This is a genomic window from Legionella sp. W05-934-2 (assembly GCF_964199965.1).
Lineage (GTDB): Bacteria > Pseudomonadota > Gammaproteobacteria > Legionellales > Legionellaceae > JAFIFT01.
Genome location: NZ_CAXMZT010000014.1, coordinates 39,814 through 65,056 on the forward strand (window position 1 = coordinate 39,814; position 25,243 = coordinate 65,056).

Sequence of the window (25,243 nt, forward strand, 5' to 3'; positions counted from 1 at the left end):
GAGGAGTTGTATGCCACACCAATTAGTATTTACGCTTGGCATAACCTGCCAAAACTGTGTTGGCACAGTCAATATTGCCTTAAGAGAGTTAAATTTTTTAGAGCATGGCTTAAGCAACCAACGCATTGATCTTACTCAAAAAAAACTATTTATCGACTACGATCCAACCCAAACCCAATTCGACATCAAGGCAGTCCAGCAAAAAATTATTGATACCATAGATAGCTATGGTATTGAGTGCCAAATGCATGCTATCGAAAAACCAAAACGCTCTTATCACTGGCTACTGGGTGCTATCGGCTTATCAGCAGGCCTTGCGTTGATGATGTTGACCTTTTTCACGGGCGGATTAACACTCCCTTGGATGCTCGCTATAGGAATTGGTAGCTCGGCACTCACTGTCTTATTAGGGTATAACAGCTTTATCAATGCCTACGTTCATGCTCGCTATAGTCGAACCATGACCATGGATACCTTATTTACCATCAGTACCCTAACGGTATTGGCGGTATCACTCACGTCTATCTTTATTCCTGGGTTGCCCATAATGTTTGAAGCCGGGCTCATGTTATTTGGTTTTCGCCATATTGGCTTAGCAATCGAAGAAGCAATCAACCACAAAACCGGAGTACAACAAAACTTTACCGATCGCATTGCAAAAAAAATAAAGTTAACCACTGGCCAGACTATTGAGACAAGTCAGATTCAAGTGAATGACGAAATATTTCTCGCTAATGGACAGGTGTTGCCCGTCGACGGTTCTTTTATCAATGCGACACCTAACATTCGAAATGATATCCTGACTGGCCACGATCACCCCTACAAAACAACACCCAATCAAGTCATTAATGCAGGTGCTGTTATCGAGGATGCCAATCAAACTTTCATTTTCAAAGCCCATCAATCGGTTGGCAATTCCTATTTGGCTAAACTGGATAATTTATTACTTTCTGCCCAACAAAACAAAGCGCCCATTGAACAGTATACCGATAAATTGCTCAACTATTTCATACCGGGTGTCTTAGCGATTGCCCTGTTATCAGGCCTTGTCATTGGCTTTTGGATATCCCCCATCATGGCTGTGCAATGCGCTGCAACTGTTTTAGTCACAGCCTGCCCTTGCACCCTTGGCATGATTGTCCCCATGACCATGAAAATTGGCATGCAAAAAGGACTGAATCATGGCGTGGCGTTTCAAACGCGGGAAGCCATTGAGCAAGCCACTCATATTAATCAAGTGGTCTTTGACTTAAACGGCACACTAACCCAGGGCACTCCTCAAGTAAAACAATGTGAAATAAGCCCTTCTTTTCCAAACAATTTCCTATTTCAAATCCTGCTCAAACTGGAAAAAAAGGCAAGACACCCCGTCGGCAAATGCTTGGCAGCCTATGCAAAAACACAATGGCAAGGACTCGACAATCCCATATTCAACATGGCTGAAGTAGATGATTTGCATAATGGGCGCAAGCTTAGGATTACCATCAATGAACAGTCCCAGGAATACTGTATTGGCAATGCCCAATGTATGCGCGAACAAGGGATAGAACTCAACGAAAGCGACCACCAACCACGTATCTATCTCGCCGAGAATCAACGAATCATCGCTCAGTTTGTTGTCATCGACCCACTGCGCAAAGGCGCTTTGCAAGTAGTCAACCAGTTACAAAAAAGTGGTAAATCAGTTTACCTTTTAACCGGTGCCGATGATGCAACCGCTCATTTCTATGGTGGCTTGTTAGGCATTAGCAAAAGCAACCTATTCGCCAACCAATCACCGGAAGAAAAGCAATTGCTTATACAACGATTGCAACAAACAGGTCCTGTGGCAATGGTCGGTGATGGGGCAAATGATGCCGTGGCATTGGGCCAAAGTGATTTAGGCATTGCAATGCACTCCCATTTGAGTGATGCAATGACGAATCAACAAGCGAAAGTCCTCATTAGCGACTATTCGGTTCTACCCATCGGCCATCTCTTCCAAATTGCCCATCAAACCATGTCCACATTAAAACAAAATCTAGGCTTTAGCTTGGCCTATAACGTTGCGGCCTTGCTACTCACGGGTGGGGTGTTGACTGCTATTGGTTTTGCGATGAATCCAGCAGTCGGTGCAGGCTTAATGGTCCTACAAACCAGCATGATTCTGCTAAATACTTACCGATTAACCTATCAAGAGCTTCCCTCTCCACATCCTGCCGTCGTGGAAAGCGTCAGTTCGAATCGCACGCTATCGCAATTACAAGAAGCACCGGTTTATAATTTGGATCATCGGAAAAGCCCCCATGAAACGCTTGTTAGCGAGGTGGTTGAAACAATGCAGCCTGCCTGCCCGCAACCCACGCAAAAAGGGGGCAGCCATGATACTGACATAACACCAAGAGGATGTGGTTGTTGATTGTCGATTGTTTTAGGAAAGCGGGGGTGATTTCAACAGCCTTATCCATTACAATAATGCCTTTATTAAGAATAGCGGAGATATAATGCGCACCTCTGAATGGTTTGTTCCTACGTTAAAAGAAACCCCTAATGATGCGGAAATCGTATCGCATCAATTAATGTTGCGAGCGGGCTTAATCCATAAGCTTGGTGCAGGCTTATATACTTGGCTGCCGCTGGGTTTACGTGTTTTACGAAAAGTCGAAAACATTGTGCGTGAAGAAATGGACAAAGCGGGTGCTTTAGAAACATTGATGCCTGCTGTGCAACCCGCTGAATTATGGCAAGAAACGAAGCGTTGGGACACCTTTGGCAACCAATTATTAAAAATGCAAGATAATAGTGAACGACTTTATTGTTTTGGTCCAACCCATGAAGAAGTGATTACTGATATTATGCGCCATGAGTTGCGATCGTATAAGCAGCTTCCGCTCAATTTATATCAAATACAAACCAAGTTCCGAGATGAAATTCGACCACGGTTTGGGGTGATGCGCGCCCGAGAATTCATCATGAAAGATGCTTATTCTTTTAACCTAGATGATGCTTCGTTAGAAGAAAGTTATCAAAGCATGTACAATGCTTACTGTCGTATCTTTGAACGGATGGGATTAACCTTCCGTGCCGTGGAAGCCGATACCGGCGCCATTGGTGGCTCTAAGTCGCATGAATTTCAAGTCTTGGCAGACAGTGGCGAAGACATTATTGTCTATAGCGATAGCAGTGAATATGCCGCTAACCTAGAGCAAGCAACGTGTGTGTTACCCAATCCGAGTTCGCAAGGCACGAATCAAGCACTGACCAAAGTTGAAACGCCCAATGTCCGAACCATTGAGCAATTATGTCAACATCTCGCCTGCCAACCAGCGGAAACCATCAAGACATTAATTGTCAAAGGCACAGAATCCCCTTGGGTCGCCTTAATTATCCGCGGTGATGACACGCTTAACGAAGTCAAGGCGATGAAACTTGCGACCGTTGCATCCCCCTTACAAATGGCCACTGACGCCGACATGAAAGCGCTCAACTTGCCAGTTGGTTCGCTGGGCCCTGTTGGCTTATCCATGCCAATTATCGTCGATCATTTTGTGGCAGCGATGGATGAATTTATTAGCGGTGCCAATGAATGCGGCTATCACCATATACACGCTTGCTGGCAACGAGATGCGAAATACCACCATATCGCCGACCTACGTAACGTCAAAATTGGCGATAAAAGTCCCGATGGAAAAGGGTCCCTTAAAACCTGCCGTGGCATCGAAGTGGGACATGTGTTCCAATTGGGCGATAAGTATTCCAATGCGATGAAAGCAGAAGTATTAGATGAAAGTGGCAAGTTAATTCCGTTGAAGATGGGCTGTTATGGTCTGGGTATTAGTCGCGTGGTTGCCGCAGCGATTGAGCAGCACCATGACGACAAAGGAATTGTTTGGCCACAAGCACTTGCACCTTATCAAGTCGTGATTGTCCCCATCAACGGTCACCGCTCAGACCCGGTTCGAGAAGCATGTGATAATTTATACCAGCGCTTCATGCAACAAGGGGTGGAAGTGTTACTCGAAGACCGTAAAGAACGTCCTGGTGTGCTATTTGCCGACCATGACTTGATTGGCATACCCCATCGCATCGTCATCGGCGATAGGACATTAGCAGAAGGCAAAGCAGAATATAAAGCGCGAGTAGCTGACGAAAGCGAAATGATTGACCTAGACCGTATTGAATCATTTATCCTTGAGAAACTAATTGAGAAATAGCCCTAATCTCTTGTAGGTCGAGCCCAAACCTAATGGCACCTAGTTCAGGAAAAAGACTGAAGGCAACCAGTCATTTCGAGCGTCAGCGAAGCAATCCAGTTCGATCTCTGAACAGAAATCTGTTCTGGATTGCTTCGCTGACGCTCGCAATGACAGTGCTTTTAAGAAATCGCCCGGCAACAGCTCCACCAATGCTCTATATGTCTATGTTATTAACATATTGAAATATTGTTTGCATTTAATTTATTATCTTGATACCATTTGGTTCTTTTTTATCCATCTTGGATCATCTAAATACCTTTTTATTTGATTTCATCCAAGTGGATTTTGAATTTTTATCGAGAGAGTTAATGCAATGAAATGTTATTTTAATGAAATTACTTGGAATGATTCACCGGTTATTTGGAATACAGAGCCGGATAGCATGTTTGCCAGTTGTGATTATAATACGTTAGCGAACAACTTAGATCTGGATAGGTCTCAATTAAATGGCTATTTAGCAACATTTCCTGGCATTTTCATTGACGATAATATTGCCTATATCAACAGCCTAAGCTCATTCAAATTTCAACCCATCTCTCTTCTACAAACGAAACCAACATCAACTATGACAGACGCCCCTTTGTTATTTAAACGAAATAGTAACCCATTGAAATTATCAGAGACGATGAGAAAAGATCTACCCAAGCTCCCAGACCCGCATCTGGAAGTGATTCTAATGGGGCATCATGGCAATACAATAGCCTACCTCAAACTACAAGAAAACCGTATCAAGTTTCTCCATGACATACAAAAATTGCATTTACTCAATTCGAATAAACTCTATAGTTTAAGGGCTGAGTCCTATACCCTTATCCTTGGCCATATTCGTCAATCACAAATGCAAATCATTCATTCCCTATTTGATGAATTTTTATCCCCTGCTTTAAGAAAAGCCACCAATGATCAAAAAGATAACAAAGAATTGGAAGAGTTTTTTCAATCGGCCATCTTAAATGTGATGAATTTTGCATTTAATAAACAAAAAACGGTTTATGAAACCGTTGAAACTAACCCGTCGCCTGAGTTGGTGATACAGCATCGCAAGAACCGGCTAGCGTTAATGATGACTTTCTTTAATTTCTTTATCAACGAGATGCCAGTTGAAAGCTTGTCGATGAATCTATCCGAAAAGCAAGCCCTTCTATTATTTAAAATGAAAGCTGCGCTTTTAGATCAAAAACCAAAAATGAAAGAGAAATTAGACCAACTCGCATTATTAACCTTGTATTCAGGAATCTATTCTCAGCAATATGATAGTATGGTATTTGCTATATTAAATGGTTCTGAAACCGTTGATTTAGCCGCTCACAAAAAGGCGATTCGTGAGCGTTTGACAGGAAATGAGATGCTTGACGTGCTGTATAAGCAACTTCAGTCGAAGGGGTTACTGGGTGATACCCTGTTAAAGCCTATCCCTGAGATGAAATATATCCCGTTTGCTGATTTAGTGACAAAGATGTTTGAAGAGGCTAAATTAGGAAAACCGAGCAAGGAGGTTATTAATCGGATCCAAGACAATTTGATAAAAATCGTATTGGAATATTCGCCATCGTCTCTCGAAGGAAGCATCATTCAGCAAGATATTAAGTCCCAAGATATGCTCTACGTGGATGACTATTTTTACCAAAAATGCTTAGCCAGCAAATGGGTAGCGCCGACTGAAATACCCAAATCATCGGCAAAGTCATATATCGCCCCAAATCCATCATTATCACCGGTTAAATTAAGCCTAATTGACCAACCCGATTCACTCATCGATCACTTGCTGAACTGCTTTAAGTTAGCAGCGCTTGAAGGACATGCTTTGCCACCGTCAACTAATTATGTCAAAGGCATGTAAAATAACTATAACACGGCCTTTAATAGCCGTTGGGTGTAAGGCTGTTGAGGCTTAGTCATGATTTGGGTGACAGGCCCCTGCTCAACTAAGCTGCCCTTTTTCATCACCATCACATCATCAGCGAGGTAAGATACCACGCTCATATTGTGGGTGATGAATAAGTAAGCCATGTTATATTCTGCCTGTAAATCTTTCAATAAATTCAAAATCTGTGCCTGCACAGACACATCCAAGGCACTGGTCGGTTCATCACAAATCAATAAATGGGGGCGACAAGCGAGTGCCCTTGCAATGGAAATGCGCTGCCGCTGTCCGCCTGAAAATTGGTGTGGAAACCGATTTAAACAACTTTTAGGTAAATTGACTTGCTCAATTAATTCAAACAACCGCTTTTTAATTTTTGCAGAGGAATACCCTTGTGCGCGCATGCCTTCACTGATGATATCGCTAACACTCATGCGAGGATTCATGGAGGAAAATGGGTCTTGGAAAATAATTTGTGCCTGTTGACGGAATTGGCGTAACTGCTTTCGAGTCATTTTTTTTATGGATTGGCCATCGAAATCAATATCCCCTTGCCAATGAGTCAGCAGCATCATAATAGCGCGACTTATCGTGGTTTTACCACAACCTGACTCACCCACTAATGCCAACGTTTTACCACGATACAAATCAAACGATACATTGTCCACTGCCTGTAACCATCGACGTCGGCTTTTAAGCCACGATTTTTGTAGTGGAAACGTCACACTTAAATTTTGAACACTCAGCACTTTTGTATGATCCTCACGGCTAGCTGCAATATCAACATCGCTTATTTTAAGCGGCGGCAAGGATAGGGTATCCGGATACAAATGGCAGCGCACTTCCCCATCGTTGATTGGCTGCAAAGCTGGCTCAACACCCAAGCACGGTGGAAATTGATAGGAGCATCGCGGGTGAAATCGGCACCCTTTTGGCATGTCATCTAAGGTAGGAACACTCCCAGGAATCGCTGCCAGACGCTTTTGTCGATTGTGTAATGAAGGGATTGCGGCTAATAGTTGTTGCGAATAGGGATGTTTGACCTCAGTGAAAAAATCCTCTGCAGAGGCCATTTCGACTATTTGTCCTGCATACATCACACACACCTGTGAGGCCATAAACCGGACGACGCCTAAATCATGGGTTATCAACAGTAGACTCATGTGGTGCTGCTGTTGAATCCGTTTAAGCAATTTGAGAATCTGGGCTTGTACGGTAACATCCAATGCGGTGGTGGGCTCGTCTGCAATTAAAACATCCGGCTCACAAGCAAGGGCCATGGCGATGACAACTCGTTGCTTTTGCCCCCCTGATAGCTGGTGTGGGTATTGATTTAAACGATGTGCCGCTTCGGACATATCCACTTCTTCAAGGAGTTGTAACATCCGTTTGTTTAACGCGTTATTGCGAAGGGGTTGATGTGCTTTGATTGCTTCGGCTAGCTGTTGGCCAATGGTCAATACAGGATTTAATGCTGTCATTGGCTCTTGGAAAATCATCGCCACCCTTTTACCACGAATGTCGCGCATGTCCCTTTCTGGTAGCGTTAATAAGTCTTGGCCTTCTAACAAGACTTTACTTTGTTGGCCAAAATAGGCATTTTCCGGGAGCAACCGCATCAACGCCGAGGCCGTGATGGATTTCCCACAGCCCGATCCACCCAATAACGCAACCGTCTGCCCTGGCTCAAGTTCAAAGCGAACCTCATTGGTAGCCGGTAAAAAATGACTGACTTGTTCAAATTGAACGGATAAGCCATCGACCCTTAGATGGGACATGTATGAATATCCTTACTTAACAATGTATCGAAATATACCCCCAGAGCTAGCTCTTAGCATAGGCCTTAAACGACACTAACGTCAACTAGCAACCATAACACAGGTAAGGTATAATCGTTCTTTTTTTAAGAGAGCGATGATGAGACGGTTACTTGCTGCATTATTCCTAATTTGCATTGCCTGCCTAGGTCGTGCGGAGTCGACTGATCGATATTTAGTGGATGTCATTGTTTTTGAAAACAAAACGTTATTAGCAGATGCTGCTGAACAATCACTGGTTCCTGCTGTGTTGCCTCCTTCTGCCCACAGTATTCCACTTGAATTAGGGGATTATACAACACAACCCAACTATCATAATTTACCCCTCTCACAATCTGCCTTACAAAACACCTATTATGCGTTAAGTCGCAACCAAAATTATCATGTGCTTGCCCGATTCACGTGGCGCCAACCCATGGGTAGTCGCCGTGAAATTGATCTCCCTACCATCGGGAATAACCAATGGGACATTAGCGGGCGTATAAAAATCACCCCAAGTCGATTTCCATTCTTTAGCACCAACCTGTTGTTATCCAATGGCAGGAAAACCATTGCCCTAAGACATAACCAGCCATTAAAGCTCAAAGAAACGTATTACTTCGATCATCCCGTCGTTGGCATGGTTGTTCGCCTAACGCCCATCAAAGATGCATCGTCAAAATCGGCTTAAAATGCGGATAACTCGTTTGGCAAATGGTGAAAAAAGCTTCGGAGCGTAGTATTGGCCTGCAACCCGTTTGCTAATTTCATTGAGCGTCGGATAGGGAAATATTGCATCTGTCATCGACCGTAGGCTGCGTTTTTCTCGCATTAATTGAACCCAGGGCAACACTAATTCACCCGCATGAAGGCCGAGAATAGTGACACCCAACGCTTGGCCTTTATCATTGATCACCACTTTAATTATCCCCTCTGTTGCCCCTTCAGCGACGGCTCTGTCATTATCAACAAAAGCCGATTGAATCACAGAACAAGCGATACCTTTCGCTTGGCATTGCTGTTCAGTTAAGCCAATTTGGGCTAATTCAGGATGCGTGTAGGTCACGCTGGGTAAGTAGGTGCTGTCCCATTTGGCTGGTAATTTAAAGGCAATCTGTCGGAAAACCACACCCGCGTGGGCATTGGCCACATGGGTAAACTGTTGCTGTCCAATGACATCCCCGATGGCATAAATATGTTTTTGAGCTGTGCGTAATCGTTTATCGACCTGAATGCTACCTCGCTCAGTTATAACCCCTGCGTTATTCAAGTTCAGCCTATCGATATTGGGCTTTCTTCCGACAGCCACCAACACATGGGAACCTAATTCCGTGTGTTGCTGGCCATTTAGGCTATAAGTCACCTCAATCGCCTTACCTTTTTGGGCTATTTGCTCCATCTTCGATTGCAAGTAGAATGACACACCATGTTCTTTCATCACATCTTGGAGTGAGCCCACAGCTTGCCTGTCATCAAAGCGAAGCATTTGATCTGCTTCAAATAAGCTCACAGGCACACCCAACATCGCGAACGCTTGTGCCATTTCACACCCAATCGGTCCGCCACCAATAATCAGCATATGTTTTGGCTTTTCTTGCAAAGAAAATACCGTTTCATTGGTTAGATAAGGAACACTGTCTAATCCATGGATGGGTGGAACAAACGGTGACGAGCCGGTAGCTATGACGATGGTTTTTGCTTGATAGGCTTTGTCGCCTGCTTTTAAGGTATGCTCATCGAGAAAAGACGCATATTCGCTTATCACTGTCACCCCGAGACCTTCAAACCGTTCTACGGAATCATGGACAGCAATATGGTCAATTTTTTGCTGAACCGTTTTCATCACGGCAACCATATCCAATGACTTCTGGTTAAACTGGCAACCTAATTTTTCAGTTTGCCGTGCTTGCCAGCATTGTTTGGCCACCGCTAACAATGACTTAGAAGGGACACACCCATAATTCAAACAATCCCCTCCCATTTTATGCCCTTCAAATAAAACGGTTTTTAATCCAGCTTGGGCGCTGACAGAAGCCAAACTTAAGCCACCCGACCCCGCTCCAATAATGGCTAGATCATATTTTTCTTTTTGGCTCATTTCCCTCTTTCCTTCGTAATCGTTGATATAGAATGGGTAATAACGATAAGACAGCAAGCCCGAATAATGGCAATAAGATGGGTAAGGTAAAAATGACAGAAAAGTCAGGTTTTTGTCCTATTTCAAATAAATGATTCACCCCATTTCCCAAAGAAACGTAGACAAACGTTCCTGGGATAATGCCAACCAATGTTGCTAAAGCAAATAGCTTTCCATCCACGTTTAAAATAGCAGGGACGATATTCACAACCCAGAATGGAAATAAGGGAATCAATCTCAGTATTAGCAAATAAGAGAGGGCATTTTTCGCAAACCCGGCTTGCATTTTCTTTATCCATCCATGCGCATGTTTGCTTGCCCATTCACCGATGAAATATTTCACCGCTAAAAAGACCAATATAGCACCAAGCGTTGCACTCACCACCACAATCAATGTTCCCAAGATAGGACCAAACAAAAAACCACCGATTAACGTTAAAATCACCGCACCCGGAATGGAAATCGCAACAGACAACGCATATATCGTCATATAAAGGAAAACGCTTAAGGCGAAATGACTGTCAGACCAGGTTTTGATTTGATCATGATAGGTTTGGAAGGTAGACCAACTTAAATAGTTTGGTAAATTAAAATAAAACGCGAGCGCAAGTAACGAAAGAATGAGAAGCACAGGCCAGCTTCGTTTGAGAAAGTTCATATCCTTACGTTCCCTTTTTACCGGACAGTTTAAAAAAAACGTCGATAGCAAGGGGCCGTTTCAAGGAAACGACCCCCAATTGATGTTACTTAGACATTCTAACAATCAAGTCTTGCAAGGTGTCTTCGCTAGCCGCACCTGGAATGAATGCTGGCTCAGAGCCTTTCATATACGTGCCATTCGGTGTTTTGGCGATTACGAAGGCTGGCGTACCCATTAGCATCATTTTTTCAGCTAGGGCTTTGTTTTGAGCAAGTGTTTCAGTGACCTGTTTACTTTGCATGTCTTTTTTCAACTTACTCATATCCAAGCCCACTTTTTTGGCTTCGGCAAAAATTTCTTTATCGGTGAGACGCTTTTGCTGATTAATTAAAGCCTCATGAAATGGTTTGTATTTTCCTTGCATGGCAGCAGCCAATGCAGCGCGAGATGCCACTTCGGATGTTTTGCCGAATATGGGGAATTCTTTATAGATAACCCTTAGGTTTTTATCCTTTTCAAGGAGGGAATCAATGACCGGTGCCATTTTTTTGCAATGCACGCATTGATAGTCAAAAAATTCAACTAACGTGACATTGCCTTTCGCATTGCCTAAGGTGGTTAATTGACCACTAAATAATTGGGAGGCATTATTCTCAATGGCAGCGCGTGCTTGTTGACGCATATTATCTTGTTGCTTTTTTTGCAAAGCTTGTGATGCTTCAATGAGAACTTCTGGATTACTCACCAAATAATCATGGACTACTTTCTCAATTTGTTTTTTCTGTTCACTGGTCATCGGCTTTTCAGCAGCCATTGCCATGGGCGATATGGATAAAGCACTAATTAAAGCGGCAGATGTAACAATATTTGTTAATTTCACGTCAATCCCCTTTATGAAAAATAAATAACGCACTCTTTATAGCATATTCCCTGCCTAAATGTCTAAGATTTCACGTGGTGGATATGAAGATAATCGCCATATTGCTTTAACCATTGGCGATGTGATTGGTAGGCTTTATCAAAACGGGCCACTATTTGCCAGAATCGTGACGAGTGATTATGCTCAACCAGGTGGCAAAGTTCATGAACGACAACATAATCAATGACATCGAGGGGTGCCATGATAATGCGCCAATTATAGTGAATCGCTCCTTTGGCAGAACAACTTCCCCAACGGGCACGATACGACTTAATTTCGATTGAACTGGGAAAATGACCCAGCTTTTGAGCATAAAAATGGGTTTTCTCCATTAAATAGGCGGTTGCTTGTTGACGGTACCAGTCACTGAGTCGTTCAAATAAGTGTTCAGGGCTGTACAATTTCGTACTTCGCATCGTGAGATGCTGATCATCGGAGAGATAAATCGCATCCGAGTTACCCGTCTCAATACGCAGTGGGTATCGCTTTCCTTGATAGAGAAATAATTCGCCAGGCTCAATCCGTTTAGACGTTTCTTGGATAGCAGTTTGTTGCTTCGCTAACGCCCGCTCAATCCAAGCCCTTTTATTTTCTATAAGAAGCTGCACATCAACGGCAGGCATTCTCAAAGGTGCATTTACCTGAACGCGACCTTCTTTTACCAAAATGGTGATACTTTTACGCTGCTTTCTGCGCTTAACGCTTACCTCACACCAACCCGTATCCAGCGTCGTTTGGTCATTCATCGATTGGGACCTTCCATTTTTGTCTCTATTCACCTGCTCAATTAAATTACGGGGAAAAGTCACCCATTTTTAACAACTCTTAGAATGGCACATCCTCTTGCTTCGATAAATTAGCATAGGAAAGCACCAACCACTTGGTGCCATGCAAATCAAAATTCACTTGCACGCGCTGATGGGCACCGCTGCCTTCAAACGCCAAAATGGTTCCAGCGCCGAACTTGGCATGATAGACCGTCTCTCCCAAACGAAAACCACAATCCGGATGCATGGCGCTTGAAAAGGAATTGCCAGAGGTTGTCGGTGTGAAGGCTTTTTGACTTCGCAACGAGTCAATGAGCGCCGATGGTAATTCATGGAGAAAGCGCGAAGGGCGATGGTACTCTTCGCGACCATACTGCCTTCGGATTTCCGCGTAGGTTAAAATTAACTGCTCCATGGCCCTTGTCATTCCCACATAACATAACCGCCGTTCCTCTTCTAATCGACCGGCTTCCTCATGCGATTGCTGGCTCGGAAATACCCCCTCTTCTAAGCCGATGATAAAGACATAAGGAAACTCAAGACCTTTGGCAGCATGCAATGTCATCAGGTGGACAGAAAGTTCATGCGCATCGGCTTGCATCTCCCCCGATTCCAGTGATGCGTGGGCGAGAAATCCCCCTAGTATCGTCAGGGTTTCATCAACATCGCCGCCTTCTTCGAATCGAAACTGCCTGGCTGCGCTGACTAATTCTTTTAAGTTTTCTAGCTTCGCTTCGCCTTTATCCCCTTTCATATTTTCATAAAGCGTTTCCAAGCCACTGAGTTGAATCACGGTTTGAACTTGTGTTTCAAGGGTGTCAGACGATAAATCATGACGCATTTGTTTAATCAGGGTTAAAAACCCAGCTAAGGCATTGGCAGCCCGGGTGGGTAGTCGGTTTTCATCGAGGTGTATCTCGGCCGCCTGCCATAATGACATATCATTTTCTCTGGCTTCAACTCGCAAACTATCCACCGTTTTCTCACCAATTCCCCGTGTGGGTAAATTGACCACACGTTCAAAGGCTGTATCATCGTGTTCATTCAACATTAAGCGCAAATAAGCAAGGGCATCTTTAATTTCAGCGCGCTCAAAAAAACGCATGCCGCCATAAATTCGATACGAAATCCCTGCTCTGATTAATGATTCTTCCATTACCCGGGATAACGCATTCGAGCGGTATAAAACCGCAATTTCGTCGGGACGCGTGCCTTTATCTAAAATCTGTTGTATTTTTTCAGCAACAAATCGCGCTTCTTCAATTTCATTGAAGGCTGAGAACAACATGATTTTTTCGCCATCACTGCCTTCGGTCCATAAGTTCTTTCCCATGCGGCCTTGATTATTGCTAATTAAATGGTTGGCTGCCTGTAATATAGTTGCTGTGGAACGGTAATTCTGTTCCAAGCGAATGGTATCGACGTGAGAAAAATCACGAACAAATTGCTCGATATTTTCAACTTTCGCCCCGCGCCAGCCATAAATGGATTGGTCATCATCACCCACGGCCATCACCGCCATCTCATCGCCGGCTATAAGCCTTATCCATGCATATTGAATGGTATTGGTATCTTGAAATTCATCCACTAAAATCGCTTGAAATCGCTGACGATAGTGGGCAAGAATCGTTGGGTTATCTCGCAATAGTTCATGTGCTCTAAGCATCAATTCAGCAAAATCGACAACCCCAGCAATTTGGCAAGCTTGCTCATAAGCCAAATAAATTCGCTGGAGCGTTTTCTCAGGACCATACGAGAGCGTTTGAATGTGCTTAGCACGAATGCCTTCATCTTTTTTGTTGTTAATATAGGCTTGTGCTTTTTTGGGAGGCCATTGGTCAGGATCCAGGTTTAACGAAGCAATGACTCGTTTCACCATACGCAATTGATCATCACTATCGAGAATATGAAACTGCTCAGGTAAGTTTGCTTCTTTAAAATGACGACGCAACAAGCGGTGGCATAGCCCATGAAACGTTCCCACCCAAAATCCCATCATTGGAATATCAAGCAATTCTTGTAAGCGCGCCTTCATCTCACCTGCGGCTTTGTTGGTGAAAGTCACCGCAAGGATGGATTGGGGAGATAATTCCATTTCAGCAATCAGCCAGGCAATCCGGCTCACCAACACCCGTGTTTTACCACTGCCCGCACCGGCTAAAACCAACATATTGCCTAATGGCGCGGTGACCGCTTCGTATTGCTTATCATTTAACCCATGTAACATCGATAATTGAGACATAACGCACAAATTCAAAAATTCGAAAGACCTGCATTATGATAAATTTAGCCTAAAATGACAAATGTTGTATTTCGGAAACGGTGAGGGCGCGCAAACGTCAGGTTAAGTCACCATGCGTTTTAATAGTTCGACTTCTCTTAGCAAGGAAGGAGTGCTTTACATTTTAGTCTATTTTGAGATAATGGTTTTTTTTTGCCCGAGGATACCATGGCTGGATTTCTACCTTATTGGATTGCCAATCCCTTAACCAATTTTTTTGGAAACCGTATCGACTTCTCCAATTTTGGTCGCTCCACTCAAGAAAAAGGGTTGTCCCCGTCGAATTATTCCACCCAACAATTATTGGATAGGGCTTTCATTTGGGGGGGCATTATTGTTGGTGGCGCAGCGGGCTACTTCTTGAAACAACAACTCCAAGAAGAAGGCAGTCCTTATGCCACAGCACTCTCTATCACCGCCGGTGTATTAGCGGGCTTTTTCCTTACCCACGCTAAGGTTAGCCAGGCCCGTGTTAGCCATCGGATGCATTTGATAGAACAAATAAATGGAATCGAATCGGGGATTAAAAACTGTTTAGATTCGTATCTCACTCGTTGTGATGAAGACGACAGAGCACCAGTGCGAGCAAACATAATGTCATTAATTGAGGATATCAAGCAGTATTCACTGAGCAATCAAGAACGCTCCAATGCGACCTTAACCTTACTAAAGCGCAAAGCGGGACTTGAACATCTTTTGACGTCATTGACAGAAGATAAGCAAGATAGTGGTGTTGATTCTAAACAAATCGCTAAATTTTGGAAACAGGAAAGGCAAATATTATTAAATTCGATTATCGAAGGCCCTGTTGACATACAAAGCTTCACTCAATCGAACACCCACTCAATGTAATATCAAGCTGTCGGGCCAAGGCCCGACCTACAATTTTTGTTTTCCTCGGCTCATAGCTCGTAGGTTGGGCTTTAGCCCAACGATAAATGTGTTCCTTCCCCTCACTTTTTAAAATTCCCTGCTACACTTGTTAAGGTAACAAACTTATCTTTTTCAAACGACAATGGAGATCATGATGAAAAAAGGTACTCAACTCGCTCTAGCAGCGATTTTAGGCAGCACGATGGCAAGTGCTGCCAATGCAGGTCAAGTGGATGCTTTTGATATTGGAAAAGTGTTTGACGATGGTTTTAGTTTATATATCCAGCCCAAAAATCTGATTGGCCAACATGTGAAAATGATCGGTCAGAATAATAAAATCACGGGGAAATTTGTGGTGATGAATGCAACCGTCAACTGCAGCGGAAGTGACAAAACCATTACCTTAATGTTAAAAAATAAAGATACCGGAAAATCCGAAACCATCACCAAAAATATTAAAAGTAACAGCAGCGAGTTGCTTTGCCAAAGCCCCGTTGGCTACAATTAATCGCTCCCCCGAGTAAGCATCAGCTTACTCGGGAACATTTCTTAGGATACCTTCACTTGCAAAACCTCAGATTTCTTAGCTAACCAGTCAGCTACGTGTTGCAAATCATGACCTGCCTGGTTTATTTGAGCTAATACAGACGCTTTGGCAGTTCCCCCATGCGCTGAATGGGCTTCAACGACTTGCTCGCAAGCTAGGCAAGCATACACGTCCTCTTCGAAAGCGGAACAAAAAGACATTAATGTTGAGAGCGGTAATGTGAGTAACGTTTGATTTTGCTCCAAACAATGACGAACTAACTGCCCCGTCACTTCATGGGCTTGTCTAAAGGTTAGTCCTTTTTGAGTTAGGTAATTCGCCAATTGTGTCGCATTGGAGAAGTCATTTTCGACCGCAGATAACATGGTTTCTTGCTGAATGGCCATGGATTTTAGCATCTCAGGATAAATGGTCAGGGTATTGGTGAGTGTTTTTACCACATCAAACAACCCTTCTTTATCTTCTTGCAGATCTTTATTGTACGCTAATGGCAAACCTTTCAGGGTTGTTAATAACCCCATCAAGGATCCATAGACCCTTCCCACTTTTCCTCTTGCTAATTCTGCCACATCCGGGTTTTTTTTCTGCGGCATCATGCTACTACCGGTGCAAAACGCATCATCTAAGGTGATAAACGAAAATTCTTGACTAGACCACAAGATTATCTCTTCACTTAACTTGGATAAATGCATCATAATCAAGGAGGCATCGAATAAAAATTCGGCGATGAAATCGCGATTACTCACCGCATCCAAGCTGTTTTCATACACACCATCGAAATTGAGTAACGATGCGACATACGCCCTATCCACAGCCACCCCGCTGCCAGCTAAAGCCCCCGCTCCCAAGGGACTGATATTAACACTGGCAAATAAATTTTTTAAACGCTGGATGTCTCGAATAAACATAAAGCAATAGGCCATCATATGGTGGGCAAACCGAACGGGTTCTGCGCGTTGCAAATGGGTATAACCCGGCATAATCACATCGATATGGGTGTTTGCCAACTCCATGAATGCCATCGCTAATTGATGCAGTAATCCGATGTTTTGCAGGAGGTGATAACGCATATATAAATGTAAATCGAGCGCCACTTGATCATTTCGACTTCTTCCAGTGTGTAGCTTTCCTGCCTCCTCGCCAATGAGCTCAAACAACAATCGTTCGATATTCATATGAATATCCTCATCAGCCACCGAAAAACTGACTTCTTGTCGTTTAATCCTATCGTGAATGGTGACTAAGCCATGACGAATCTTGTTAGCTGATTCTTCACTGATTAAATGACATTTTCCCAGCATAGTCACATGGGCAAGACTGCCTTGAATATCAAATTCCGCTAATGCTTGGTCAAATTGAATCGAAGCGCAATACTCATCAACTAACGCATGGGTTTCTTGATTAAATCGGCCGCCCCATAATTTCATGACTCTACCCCTTGGTGATTAACAATGGCGTTAACCTGAGAAGGTAATCCCCAAATTTTAATAAATCCGGTAGCCGCCTGATGATCAAATTTATCACCCGCTTGATACGTGGCTAGGTCCAGTTGATATAACGATTGAGCGGATTTTCTGCCAATCACAACTGCGTTTCCTTTGTGTAATTTCATCCTGACAACGCCATTGACTGTTTTTTGTGTTTCATCGATAAAGACATTGATTGCTTCAAATAACGGTGAAAACCACAGGCCGTCATAGACAAGATTTGCAAACTTTTGCTCAATAATGGCTTTGAAGTGCATCATATCGCGGGTTAAGCAGAGCGATTCCAGTGCTTGGTGTGCTTTAATTAATGTTAATGCGGCGGGAGCCTCATAGATTTCTCTTGATTTGATGCCGACTAATCGATTTTCCACATGATCGATTCGGCCAACACCGTGGGCCCCTGCCATTTCATTGAGTTCCACAATGATTTGCTCAAATGGCTTACTTACCCCATTGAGCTGGGTCGGGATCCCTTTCTCAAAGGAAATATCGATGATGAGTTCGCTATCAGGCGTCTTATCGATAGCTTGTGTCCAGGCGTAGGCCTCTTCAGGCGGCGCTGCCCAAGGGTCTTCCAACACACCGCATTCGCAGCTTCGCCCCCATAAATTTAAATCTATGCTAAACGGATTTTTCAAGTTGATTGGTAATGGAATACCATGCTTTTCGGCATACATAATTGCTTGTTCACGACTCATGGGAGACTCACGAACCGGTGCGACGATTTTTAAGTTTGGATCCAATGTGTTGATCGACACATCAAACCTGACTTGATCGTTGCCTTTTCCAGTGCATCCGTGTGCGACGGCCACAGCCCCTTCTTGGTGGGCAATTTCCACTAACTTTTTAGCAATCAGCGGTCTTGAAAGCGCTGAGACTAACGGATAGACCCCTTCATACAAGGCATTCGCCTTGAGTGCTTTGCTTAAATACTGTTGGGCAAATTCTGCCTTTAAATCGACGACATGCGATTGAATAGCCCCGACTTTCAAGGCCTTATCTTTGATCGTTTGTAAATCCTTTCCCTCACCCACATCAGCCGAAACAGCGATCACATCATAATGGTAAGTATCTTGGAGCCATTTAATCGCCACCGATGTGTCTAAGCCGCCAGAATAGGCGAGTACAATTTTTTGATTGGTCATGTTCATTCCCCGTAATTCATTAATAAATATAACAATGCTTTTTGCACATGCATTCGATTTTCACTTTGTTGGAATATCACCGAATTGGGGGCATCGGGTAAGGTTTCACTCACTTCTTTGCCTCGCTCCATCGGCATGCAATGCATAAAGACAGCATTTTCTTGAGCGTTAGCCATCAAAGCCTCATTGACTTGATACCCTTGAAAATCCTGCTCATTTTTTTGTGCAAATCCCATACTCGTCCAAACATCGGTATACACCGCATGACAATTCATCACTGCCTCTTGGGGATGACTAAAAGCCTTGACCATGGCGGGATCCTCAAGCATCTCAATGACCGATTGGTCCGGTTCAAAACCCGGTGGGCAACAATAATGAACCGTCACCCCCATTTTATTCGCTAATAGCATCAAGCTATGTAAAACGTTATTCCCATCGCCTAGGTAAGCAATTTTCAACCCGTCCAACTGGCCGAATACTTCATAGAGTGTCATTAAATCTGCCAGTGACTGGCAGGGATGAAACTTATCCGTCAACCCATTGATGATTGGTATCTTGGCATAGGCTTTCATCACTGCCAAGTCCTCGTCGTCAAAAGTACGAATCATCATCGCTTGACAATACCCTTGAATCACACGAATAAAATCTTGTGGCAACTCGGATTTACGCGAAGCAGTGACGCTTTCTATCGCTTGTGCACCCAGTTGACTGATAGCGGCGGTGAAACTAAATCGGGTTCGTAAGGAAGGTTTTTCGAAAATCAGGGCCACGCATTGATTCGGAAATGCATTGGCATGAAGTAAGGGGTTGCTCTTCATCTGGCATGCCAGGGTTAAAAGCATTTCAATATCGTGTTTACTCAACTCATGGCCAGTTAACACATGTTTTGTGGATAATTTTGTCATAGAGCCACCTCCAACATATGACTGATTTGCGAATGACATAAGGTACCAACACCTTTGGCGGTAAAAAGCTCTTCAAGCAGCACATGCTTGTGGTTACCATTGAGAATGTGAACATGGTTAAGATGGGATTTTAATGCAGCAATAATGGCTTTGCATTTGACTAACATCCCACCTTGAACTGTATGATTGATAATCAAGGTTTCAAGTTCATCTAACGATACGTCAGATATCAAACAACCCTGTTTATCATAAATTCCCGCTTGATCAGTTAAATAAATCAATTTATCCACGTTTAAAGCAATGGCTAATTGGCAAGCAGCATAATCGGCATTAATATTCATGGGGTTACCTTGCTGATTAACACCCATGGGCGCAATCACCGGAATCACACTAGATACACTGGATTGCTCTTTCAGTAAGCTAAGAATAGGCAACACATTGACCGATTTAATCATTCCCACATAACCGTGTTCCTGACTATAAGGATCACATAGGAGCATGTTATTATCGCTGCCGGATAAGCCTGTTGCATGCAGGCCAATATGATTTAACTGCCTAACGAGTTGTTTATTGACGTGGCCGCATAACACCATTTCAATGAGGTGGACCGCCTCAAACGATGTCACTCTTAAACCATCCAGAAATGTCGTTTCAACGCCATGGGCTTGTAAGGTTTGATTGATAGCCTTGCTACCACCATGCACAATCACAACATGAATACCTGCTTGCGTTAATAATTTTAAATCCAGGCAAATTTGTTCGAGATTCCCATTTTCCTCCAAAATGGAACCTCCCAGCTTAATTAAAAAAGTCTTGCCGCGAAACTGATTCACATAAGTAATAGCATCAATGATTTGAGAGACATGCGGATGATTCATGACAAATACTCCGCATTAATTTTGACGTACTTCTCCGTCAAGTCACATCCCCACGCCGTGGCAGACTTACCTCCCTGATTAAAATCGATGGTAATGCAAACGGTGTCTTCTTTCATTTTTTCTTTTAAACTATCCAATTGTTCATCCAGCACTGGGGCGCCTTGTTTAAATACCCAGACGTTTTGAATCCCAATATCGCATTGATGAAGTTGCTCGGATGTCACCCCTTCATTGCCTAGTTTGGCTAAGATCCTTCCCCAATTAGGGCTTTCGCCATAAATGGCTGTTTTGACCAAAGAGCTTGTGGTCACGCTTCTGGCAATTTTTTTTGCCAATGTTTCATCGTCTAAGCCTTGAACGGTGACTTCAATTAATTTGCTAGCACCCTCGCCATCTCTGGCAATGCTTTTTGCCAGCTCAACCATAATTTCCTCAACCGCGTTAGCAAATAATGCCAAATCCTGTTCGTGACTAATCGCTACGCCACTGCACCCATTCGCCATCATAAACACACAGTCGTTAGTCGATGGGTCTGCGTCAACACTTATCATATTGAAGCTCTTATCACAGGCATGCTTGAGAATTTGCGTGGACTTTTCCATGCTAATTGCCGCATCGGTTAAAATATAACCCAACATGGTTGCCATGTTCGGGTGAATCATGCCCGATCCTTTGCAAATACCCGTGATATGAACCGGTTTGCCACCAATCGTAATTTCCTTATAAACCGTTTTAGGCACCAAATCGGTGGTTAGAATTGCCAATGCAAATTTCTCTGCCACGTTTGACACCCCTTTTACCAATAGCTCGATGGAATCAACAATTTTATCGATTTCAAGTTGCGCACCGATGACCCCAGTGGATGCTGTCAGCACTTGATTGGAAGCGCATGAAAGTGCACTGGCCGTGACATCCGCCATTAACTGGTTATTGATAATGCCAATGTCTCCCGTCGCAGCATTCGCTTGGCCACTATTGGTGATAATGGCCCTGATGTTGTTAGCCGGTAATAGCGCTTTACAATATTGAATGGGTGCTGCTTGACAGGCATTTTGGGTAAACACCGCTGTTGTCACACAATCCTTTTCAGAAATAATCATTCCCAAATCCGGGCGAAATCGTCTCACACCGCAATTGACCCCACCGGCACTAAACCCTGTGGGTAGTTTGGTTCGATAAATACCTGCCCCTAGATTCATAATCCCCCCTGGTAGTAGTGCAAGCCAGTATTGACTGGTAACTGATAAAGTGTATTGATATTCTCAATGGCCTGACTCGCAGCGCCTTTCCATAAATTATCCAAACAGGTAAAAAAGCAAAGGGTGCCTTTTTCGATATAAAACCCGATTTGGATGTTTGGAGAATTGACCACTGAGTTAAGGGACAGTAACGACTTATCAAACGTATCGTCCCCTTGGTTAAGCTGACCAAATTGCAAAAGTGGATAATCCTGATAGGCTTGCTGAAAAACCTCATTAATAACCTGTGCGATTAAGGTATCCTTGATCCATTTCTGGTTAGCTTGACAGTAAATGGTCATGGCGATGCCTGATTTGATAGGAATAAGCTGAGTCACAAATGTCATTTGACAATCGTTGCCCGTTAAATCGGATAGGCATTTTTTCATCTCGGGAAGATGCTGATGCTTACCCACTTTATATGGCATAAAATTGTCCGCGATTTCACAGAACATCAAATCGGATTTGGCTTTTCTTCCTGCGCCGGAGACCCCTGATTTAGCATCGATAATAATCGATTGTGGATCGATAATATTATTTTGTAATAAGGGTAACAAGGTGAGTAAAGCGCCCGTTGCATAACATCCTGGATTCGCTATTAACTTAGTCTGACCCAATTGAGGTTTTAAATAGGGTGACAGACCATAGGGTGCACCCTTGTTGAGGTGACTGAGTTGATGCGAAAGCCCATACCATTGCTGCAGTTGGTCTGTTGATAGTCGAAACGCGCCACTCAAATCAATAATCGATAAATTGCTGTCTTTCAACTGGTCAACGACCTCGATAGAAACATCGGCAGGTGTGGCCAATAACAACACATCCATCGAATCGGCCACTTCTTTGAATTGATTTAACGAATAAACGGGAACACCTTGGCATGCAGGGTTATTCAACGAGAGTGGCTCTTTTGCCAAAATCGCACTTACCGCAAGATTAGGGTGACTAGCAATAAGCTTCAACAAGACTTGGCCAACATAGCCATTAATACCGGCGACACAACATTGAATCTGATCTGACATGAATATATACTCGTCTTTTATATACTATAATGCATATTTATGCGATGTATTGAATATTAATACATTTATGCTTTTTTTGTCAACACATTTACATAAATATTGATAAATTAATCACAAAAATACATAATTATTCATATCATGCTGTAAAACTAGGAGAGTTTATGCCCCATATACAACAACCTTCCCATTCGGGATCGATAAGTGATGATTTAAGATCGTTGCTATCCGAAGGAAAAGTGACAACGCAAGAAGATATCTGCCTTGCATTAGAAAAATTAGGTCATGCTGTCAATCAATCGAAAATATCCCGATTGTTACGTAAAGTAGGTGCAGTAAAATCAAAAAATGAATTAGGAGAAATTGTCTATCGCTTACCCATGGAGCCGGCTCCCCCAACCCTCGATAGCCAATTGTCGTCTCTATTAATCGATGTCATTGCCAATGAAACAACCATCATTATCACCACGAGTCCGGGATCCGCACAACTGATTGCTCGCATTCTCGATTATCACAAAAGCAAACTTGATATTTTAGGAACCATTGCCGGTGATGACACCCTTTTTGTCGCCCCCAGACAAATTGCAACTATCGACGAGGTCGTCAAACATATCCGGGAATTGTTGTTTTAAAGTCGATGACACTTTGTTTGAATCGAGGACACCTCCGCCAAGCGAGCAAAACCCGAATATCCACAGAGTCATCCACAGGGTTATACACAGATTTTGGGGATAAAATTTAGTGTTGATGAGGGGTTGACATTTATAAAACCCTTATATTTCATGGGCGCTATTGATAGCCAGGTCACTAATTGCTTGGATGTGCAAAATTATCCGCCTTTCAAAGTTATCCACAGGCTGAGAATTCTGACATTTATTGGACTTGCTGGGTAATATACCCAAGTTAAGGAGAAAGAAAAATCGGTTTAATTATTTAATTATCCAACTGGATTTTCCTTACTTTGTGAAAGAGAACGTCCAGCTTTATCAATTAGGGGTTGTGGTGGATCTTTGCTGGGGAAAAGGTCATCAAATTTAATCATATGCTCTCGTTTCATCACTTCTTTTCGATGCCTTGTAAGATGGAATTTTTTAAAGATAAAATAAGGCACAAAAAAGCTGACTGTCCCTATTGCAAAAGATAATTTGAAGATGGGATCTTTATTAAACACTAACAGTATTAATGACACAACCATTAAACCGATAGCAATCATTCCTGTATGCGGTGAGCCGGGTGTCACAAATGCAAGATCACTGACTGAATAGCCTTGTGCTTTCAGGCGCTTTCGGAAATTAATTTGTGCCCAACACAGCGAGATCCAGCATAGCATGCCAGTAAAACCCGACACTAGCAGCAAAGCGATATATAACTTACTTTGCCCGAAAAAATAAGCAAACGCTAATGTTGCCCATATGGCTGACAAGGTAACAAATACAGCATTTCGTGGAATCCCTAAATGATCAAATTTAGCAACCCATTCCGGCGCCATGCCTTCTCGGCCAAGCGCATTTAACGATCGTACTGTTCCATAAAGCCCAGAATTCGCACAAGAAAGTGTCGCTGTCAACGTCACAAAGCTGGTGATAGCACCGGCCCATTTTAAGCCATAAAAATTCAACGCATCGGCAAAAACAGAATTATCTAAATTGGCTTTCTGCCAAGGGAAAATCAGCACTAGACAAAACACAGGGACAATGTAGATAAATAGAATTCGGAAGGTCACAGCGCGTATTGCATGGGGAATCATTTTTTGGGGATTTGTCGATTCGCCAGCGGCAAGTCCGATGATTTCTGAGCCTTGGTAATTAACCAATAACAATACCATGCCCGTGAGCAAAGCCATCCCGCCATTCGGTAATAGCCCACCATCACTTAACAGAAATTTAGTGCCCAAAATTTGACTAGGCTGAGGACCATGGATGATGCCAAAAAATATCATGATTGAAATAAAAACAAACCCCATCAAAGCGACAATTTTTATCAGTGCTAGCCAAAACTCAATTTCGCCAAAGGCTTCCACTTTCGCCAAGTTGAAATAGGTAATCAGCAAGCCAAAGCCAATCGCCCATATATAGCCATTGACACCGGTAAACATTTCCATGATGATGCCACCGGCAACGCATTCCGCGGGAATATACGCGACCCAACTTAGCCAATAAGACCACCCAACACCACAAGCGACTTGGGGTGAAATAAAATCAGCACTATAAGCAATAAATGAACCTGAAATGGGAATGGCAACAGCCAACTCCCCAAGGCATAACATGGTTAAATAGATAATAATTCCGCCAAGGAAGTAGGCCAAAAACACAGCAGGGCCGACTAAATGAATTATTTCACCTGTACCCAGAAAATAACCTGAGCCAATGATACCACCTAGTGCTATCAATTGGACATGTCTTTCTTTTAAAGATCGATGGAAACCGCCATCACGGACCATTTTGGGTCTGATTGGGTTGGATGCTCTCACTAGGGTTTAACCGAAAGGTGGTAAGATAGAGAAATAATACCCTTT

General features: G+C 43.2%; 20 protein-coding genes. 7 read left to right on the forward strand and 13 right to left on the reverse strand.

Annotated elements, in window-relative coordinates:
• Positions 1-10 precede the first annotated feature (10 nt).
• The 3 genes from AB3348_RS13895 (at position 11) to AB3348_RS13905 (ending at position 6,075) form a co-directional block, all read left to right on the forward strand.
• Positions 11-2,398, forward strand: a complete 2,388-nt coding sequence (locus tag AB3348_RS13895) for a heavy metal translocating P-type ATPase (protein WP_367608213.1) — start codon at positions 11-13, stop codon at positions 2,396-2,398.
• An 85-nt stretch (positions 2,399-2,483) separates the two neighbouring features.
• On the forward strand, positions 2,484-4,193 hold the full coding sequence (locus AB3348_RS13900; RefSeq protein WP_367608214.1) for a proline--tRNA ligase: 1,710 nt from the start codon (positions 2,484-2,486) through the stop codon (positions 4,191-4,193).
• A 355-nt stretch (positions 4,194-4,548) separates the two neighbouring features.
• Positions 4,549-6,075: a hypothetical protein gene (locus tag AB3348_RS13905; protein ID WP_367608215.1), complete on the forward strand. Its 1,527-nt coding sequence runs from the start codon at positions 4,549-4,551 to the stop codon at positions 6,073-6,075.
• 5 nt (positions 6,076-6,080) lie between these two features.
• Here AB3348_RS13905 and AB3348_RS13910 read toward each other — a convergent pair whose 3' ends face one another.
• Positions 6,081-7,877 (reverse strand): dipeptide ABC transporter ATP-binding protein, encoded by a 1,797-nt coding sequence (locus AB3348_RS13910; protein ID WP_367608216.1) that lies wholly within the window; start codon positions 7,875-7,877, stop codon positions 6,081-6,083.
• 136 nt (positions 7,878-8,013) lie between these two features.
• Between AB3348_RS13910 and AB3348_RS13915 the strand changes: the two genes are divergently transcribed.
• Positions 8,014-8,586 carry a CsiV family protein gene (locus tag AB3348_RS13915; RefSeq protein WP_367608217.1) on the forward strand — a complete coding sequence of 191 codons (573 nt, stop codon included), beginning with the start codon at positions 8,014-8,016 and terminating at the stop codon, positions 8,584-8,586.
• Here AB3348_RS13915 and AB3348_RS13920 read toward each other — a convergent pair.
• The 5 genes from AB3348_RS13920 to uvrD form a co-directional block, all read right to left on the reverse strand.
• Positions 8,572-9,993: an NAD(P)/FAD-dependent oxidoreductase gene (locus AB3348_RS13920; RefSeq protein WP_367608218.1), complete on the reverse strand. Its 1,422-nt coding sequence runs from the start codon at positions 9,991-9,993 to the stop codon at positions 8,572-8,574. The genes AB3348_RS13915 and AB3348_RS13920 overlap by 15 nt on opposite strands.
• Positions 9,971-10,690, reverse strand: a complete 720-nt coding sequence (locus tag AB3348_RS13925; RefSeq protein WP_367608219.1) for a TVP38/TMEM64 family protein — start codon at positions 10,688-10,690, stop codon at positions 9,971-9,973. The genes AB3348_RS13920 and AB3348_RS13925 overlap by 23 nt, the downstream gene beginning before the upstream one ends.
• A gap of 85 nt (positions 10,691-10,775) precedes the next feature.
• Positions 10,776-11,552 carry a DsbA family protein gene (locus AB3348_RS13930; RefSeq protein ID WP_367608220.1) on the reverse strand — a complete coding sequence of 259 codons (777 nt, stop codon included), beginning with the start codon at positions 11,550-11,552 and terminating at the stop codon, positions 10,776-10,778.
• 62 nt (positions 11,553-11,614) lie between these two features.
• The gene (locus AB3348_RS13935; protein ID WP_367608221.1) at positions 11,615-12,337 is read right to left on the reverse strand and encodes a M48 family metallopeptidase; all 723 of its coding nucleotides are present in this window, start codon (positions 12,335-12,337) and stop codon (positions 11,615-11,617) included.
• Between the two features lie 79 nt (positions 12,338-12,416).
• Positions 12,417-14,600 (reverse strand): DNA helicase II, encoded by a 2,184-nt coding sequence (uvrD, locus tag AB3348_RS13940; RefSeq protein ID WP_367608222.1) that lies wholly within the window; start codon positions 14,598-14,600, stop codon positions 12,417-12,419.
• A 207-nt stretch (positions 14,601-14,807) separates the two neighbouring features.
• On the opposite strand from uvrD, the gene AB3348_RS13945 reads away from it, so the two are divergent.
• Together AB3348_RS13945 and AB3348_RS13950 are read left to right on the forward strand one after the other, a co-directional pair.
• Complete coding sequence (locus tag AB3348_RS13945) at positions 14,808-15,491, forward strand: hypothetical protein (RefSeq protein ID WP_367608223.1); 684 nt, start codon at positions 14,808-14,810, stop codon at positions 15,489-15,491.
• A gap of 172 nt (positions 15,492-15,663) precedes the next feature.
• Positions 15,664-16,020, forward strand: a complete 357-nt coding sequence (locus AB3348_RS13950; RefSeq protein WP_367608224.1) for a hypothetical protein — start codon at positions 15,664-15,666, stop codon at positions 16,018-16,020.
• A gap of 41 nt (positions 16,021-16,061) precedes the next feature.
• Here AB3348_RS13950 and argH read toward each other — a convergent pair whose 3' ends face one another.
• From argH to argC, 6 genes are read right to left on the reverse strand one after another with little or no spacing between them, the layout of a single operon-like run.
• The gene (argH, locus tag AB3348_RS13955; protein WP_367608225.1) at positions 16,062-17,486 is read right to left on the reverse strand and encodes an argininosuccinate lyase; all 1,425 of its coding nucleotides are present in this window, start codon (positions 17,484-17,486) and stop codon (positions 16,062-16,064) included.
• Positions 17,483-18,691, reverse strand: a complete 1,209-nt coding sequence (locus AB3348_RS13960) for an argininosuccinate synthase (protein ID WP_367608226.1) — start codon at positions 18,689-18,691, stop codon at positions 17,483-17,485. Before AB3348_RS13960 ends, argH begins: the two co-directional genes overlap by 4 nt.
• Positions 18,692-18,693: 2 nt before the next feature.
• Positions 18,694-19,596: an ornithine carbamoyltransferase gene (gene argF / locus AB3348_RS13965; RefSeq protein ID WP_367608227.1), complete on the reverse strand. Its 903-nt coding sequence runs from the start codon at positions 19,594-19,596 to the stop codon at positions 18,694-18,696.
• Positions 19,593-20,474, reverse strand: a complete 882-nt coding sequence (gene argB, locus AB3348_RS13970; protein WP_367608228.1) for an acetylglutamate kinase — start codon at positions 20,472-20,474, stop codon at positions 19,593-19,595. The genes argF and argB overlap by 4 nt, the downstream gene beginning before the upstream one ends.
• On the reverse strand, positions 20,471-21,673 hold the full coding sequence (gene argJ / locus AB3348_RS13975) for a bifunctional glutamate N-acetyltransferase/amino-acid acetyltransferase ArgJ (RefSeq protein ID WP_367608229.1): 1,203 nt from the start codon (positions 21,671-21,673) through the stop codon (positions 20,471-20,473). The genes argB and argJ overlap by 4 nt, the downstream gene beginning before the upstream one ends.
• Positions 21,670-22,731, reverse strand: a complete 1,062-nt coding sequence (gene argC / locus AB3348_RS13980) for an N-acetyl-gamma-glutamyl-phosphate reductase (protein ID WP_367608230.1) — start codon at positions 22,729-22,731, stop codon at positions 21,670-21,672. The genes argJ and argC overlap by 4 nt, the downstream gene beginning before the upstream one ends.
• A gap of 161 nt (positions 22,732-22,892) precedes the next feature.
• Between argC and AB3348_RS13985 the strand changes: the two genes are divergently transcribed.
• Positions 22,893-23,360 carry an ArgR family transcriptional regulator gene (locus AB3348_RS13985; protein WP_367608231.1) on the forward strand — a complete coding sequence of 156 codons (468 nt, stop codon included), beginning with the start codon at positions 22,893-22,895 and terminating at the stop codon, positions 23,358-23,360.
• A 305-nt stretch (positions 23,361-23,665) separates the two neighbouring features.
• Here the strand turns inward: AB3348_RS13985 and AB3348_RS13990 are convergent, their stop codons facing one another.
• Positions 23,666-25,168, reverse strand: coding sequence for an amino acid permease (locus AB3348_RS13990; protein ID WP_367608232.1), 1,503 nt, complete (start codon positions 25,166-25,168; stop codon positions 23,666-23,668).
• Positions 25,169-25,243: the final 75 nt, after the last annotated feature.

Coding starts and splice junctions, on each gene's coding strand:
- AB3348_RS13895 (WP_367608213.1), top strand. CDS start 11: ATGCCACACCAATTAGTATTTACGCTTGGCATAACCTGCCAAAACTGT.
- AB3348_RS13900 (WP_367608214.1), top strand. CDS start 2,484: ATGCGCACCTCTGAATGGTTTGTTCCTACGTTAAAAGAAACCCCTAAT.
- AB3348_RS13905 (WP_367608215.1), top strand. CDS start 4,549: ATGAAATGTTATTTTAATGAAATTACTTGGAATGATTCACCGGTTATT.
- AB3348_RS13910 (WP_367608216.1), bottom strand. CDS start 7,877: ATGTCCCATCTAAGGGTCGATGGCTTATCCGTTCAATTTGAACAAGTC.
- AB3348_RS13915 (WP_367608217.1), top strand. CDS start 8,014: ATGATGAGACGGTTACTTGCTGCATTATTCCTAATTTGCATTGCCTGC.
- AB3348_RS13920 (WP_367608218.1), bottom strand. CDS start 9,993: ATGAGCCAAAAAGAAAAATATGATCTAGCCATTATTGGAGCGGGGTCG.
- AB3348_RS13925 (WP_367608219.1), bottom strand. CDS start 10,690: ATGAACTTTCTCAAACGAAGCTGGCCTGTGCTTCTCATTCTTTCGTTA.
- AB3348_RS13935 (WP_367608221.1), bottom strand. CDS start 12,337: ATGAATGACCAAACGACGCTGGATACGGGTTGGTGTGAGGTAAGCGTT.
- uvrD (WP_367608222.1), bottom strand. CDS start 14,600: ATGTCTCAATTATCGATGTTACATGGGTTAAATGATAAGCAATACGAA.
- AB3348_RS13945 (WP_367608223.1), top strand. CDS start 14,808: ATGGCTGGATTTCTACCTTATTGGATTGCCAATCCCTTAACCAATTTT.
- AB3348_RS13950 (WP_367608224.1), top strand. CDS start 15,664: ATGATGAAAAAAGGTACTCAACTCGCTCTAGCAGCGATTTTAGGCAGC.
- argH (WP_367608225.1), bottom strand. CDS start 17,486: ATGAAATTATGGGGCGGCCGATTTAATCAAGAAACCCATGCGTTAGTT.
- AB3348_RS13960 (WP_367608226.1), bottom strand. CDS start 18,691: ATGACCAATCAAAAAATTGTACTCGCCTATTCTGGCGGCTTAGACACA.
- argF (WP_367608227.1), bottom strand. CDS start 19,596: ATGACAAAATTATCCACAAAACATGTGTTAACTGGCCATGAGTTGAGT.
- argB (WP_367608228.1), bottom strand. CDS start 20,474: ATGAATCATCCGCATGTCTCTCAAATCATTGATGCTATTACTTATGTG.
- argJ (WP_367608229.1), bottom strand. CDS start 21,673: ATGAATCTAGGGGCAGGTATTTATCGAACCAAACTACCCACAGGGTTT.
- argC (WP_367608230.1), bottom strand. CDS start 22,731: ATGTCAGATCAGATTCAATGTTGTGTCGCCGGTATTAATGGCTATGTT.
- AB3348_RS13985 (WP_367608231.1), top strand. CDS start 22,893: ATGCCCCATATACAACAACCTTCCCATTCGGGATCGATAAGTGATGAT.
- AB3348_RS13990 (WP_367608232.1), bottom strand. CDS start 25,168: ATGGTCCGTGATGGCGGTTTCCATCGATCTTTAAAAGAAAGACATGTC.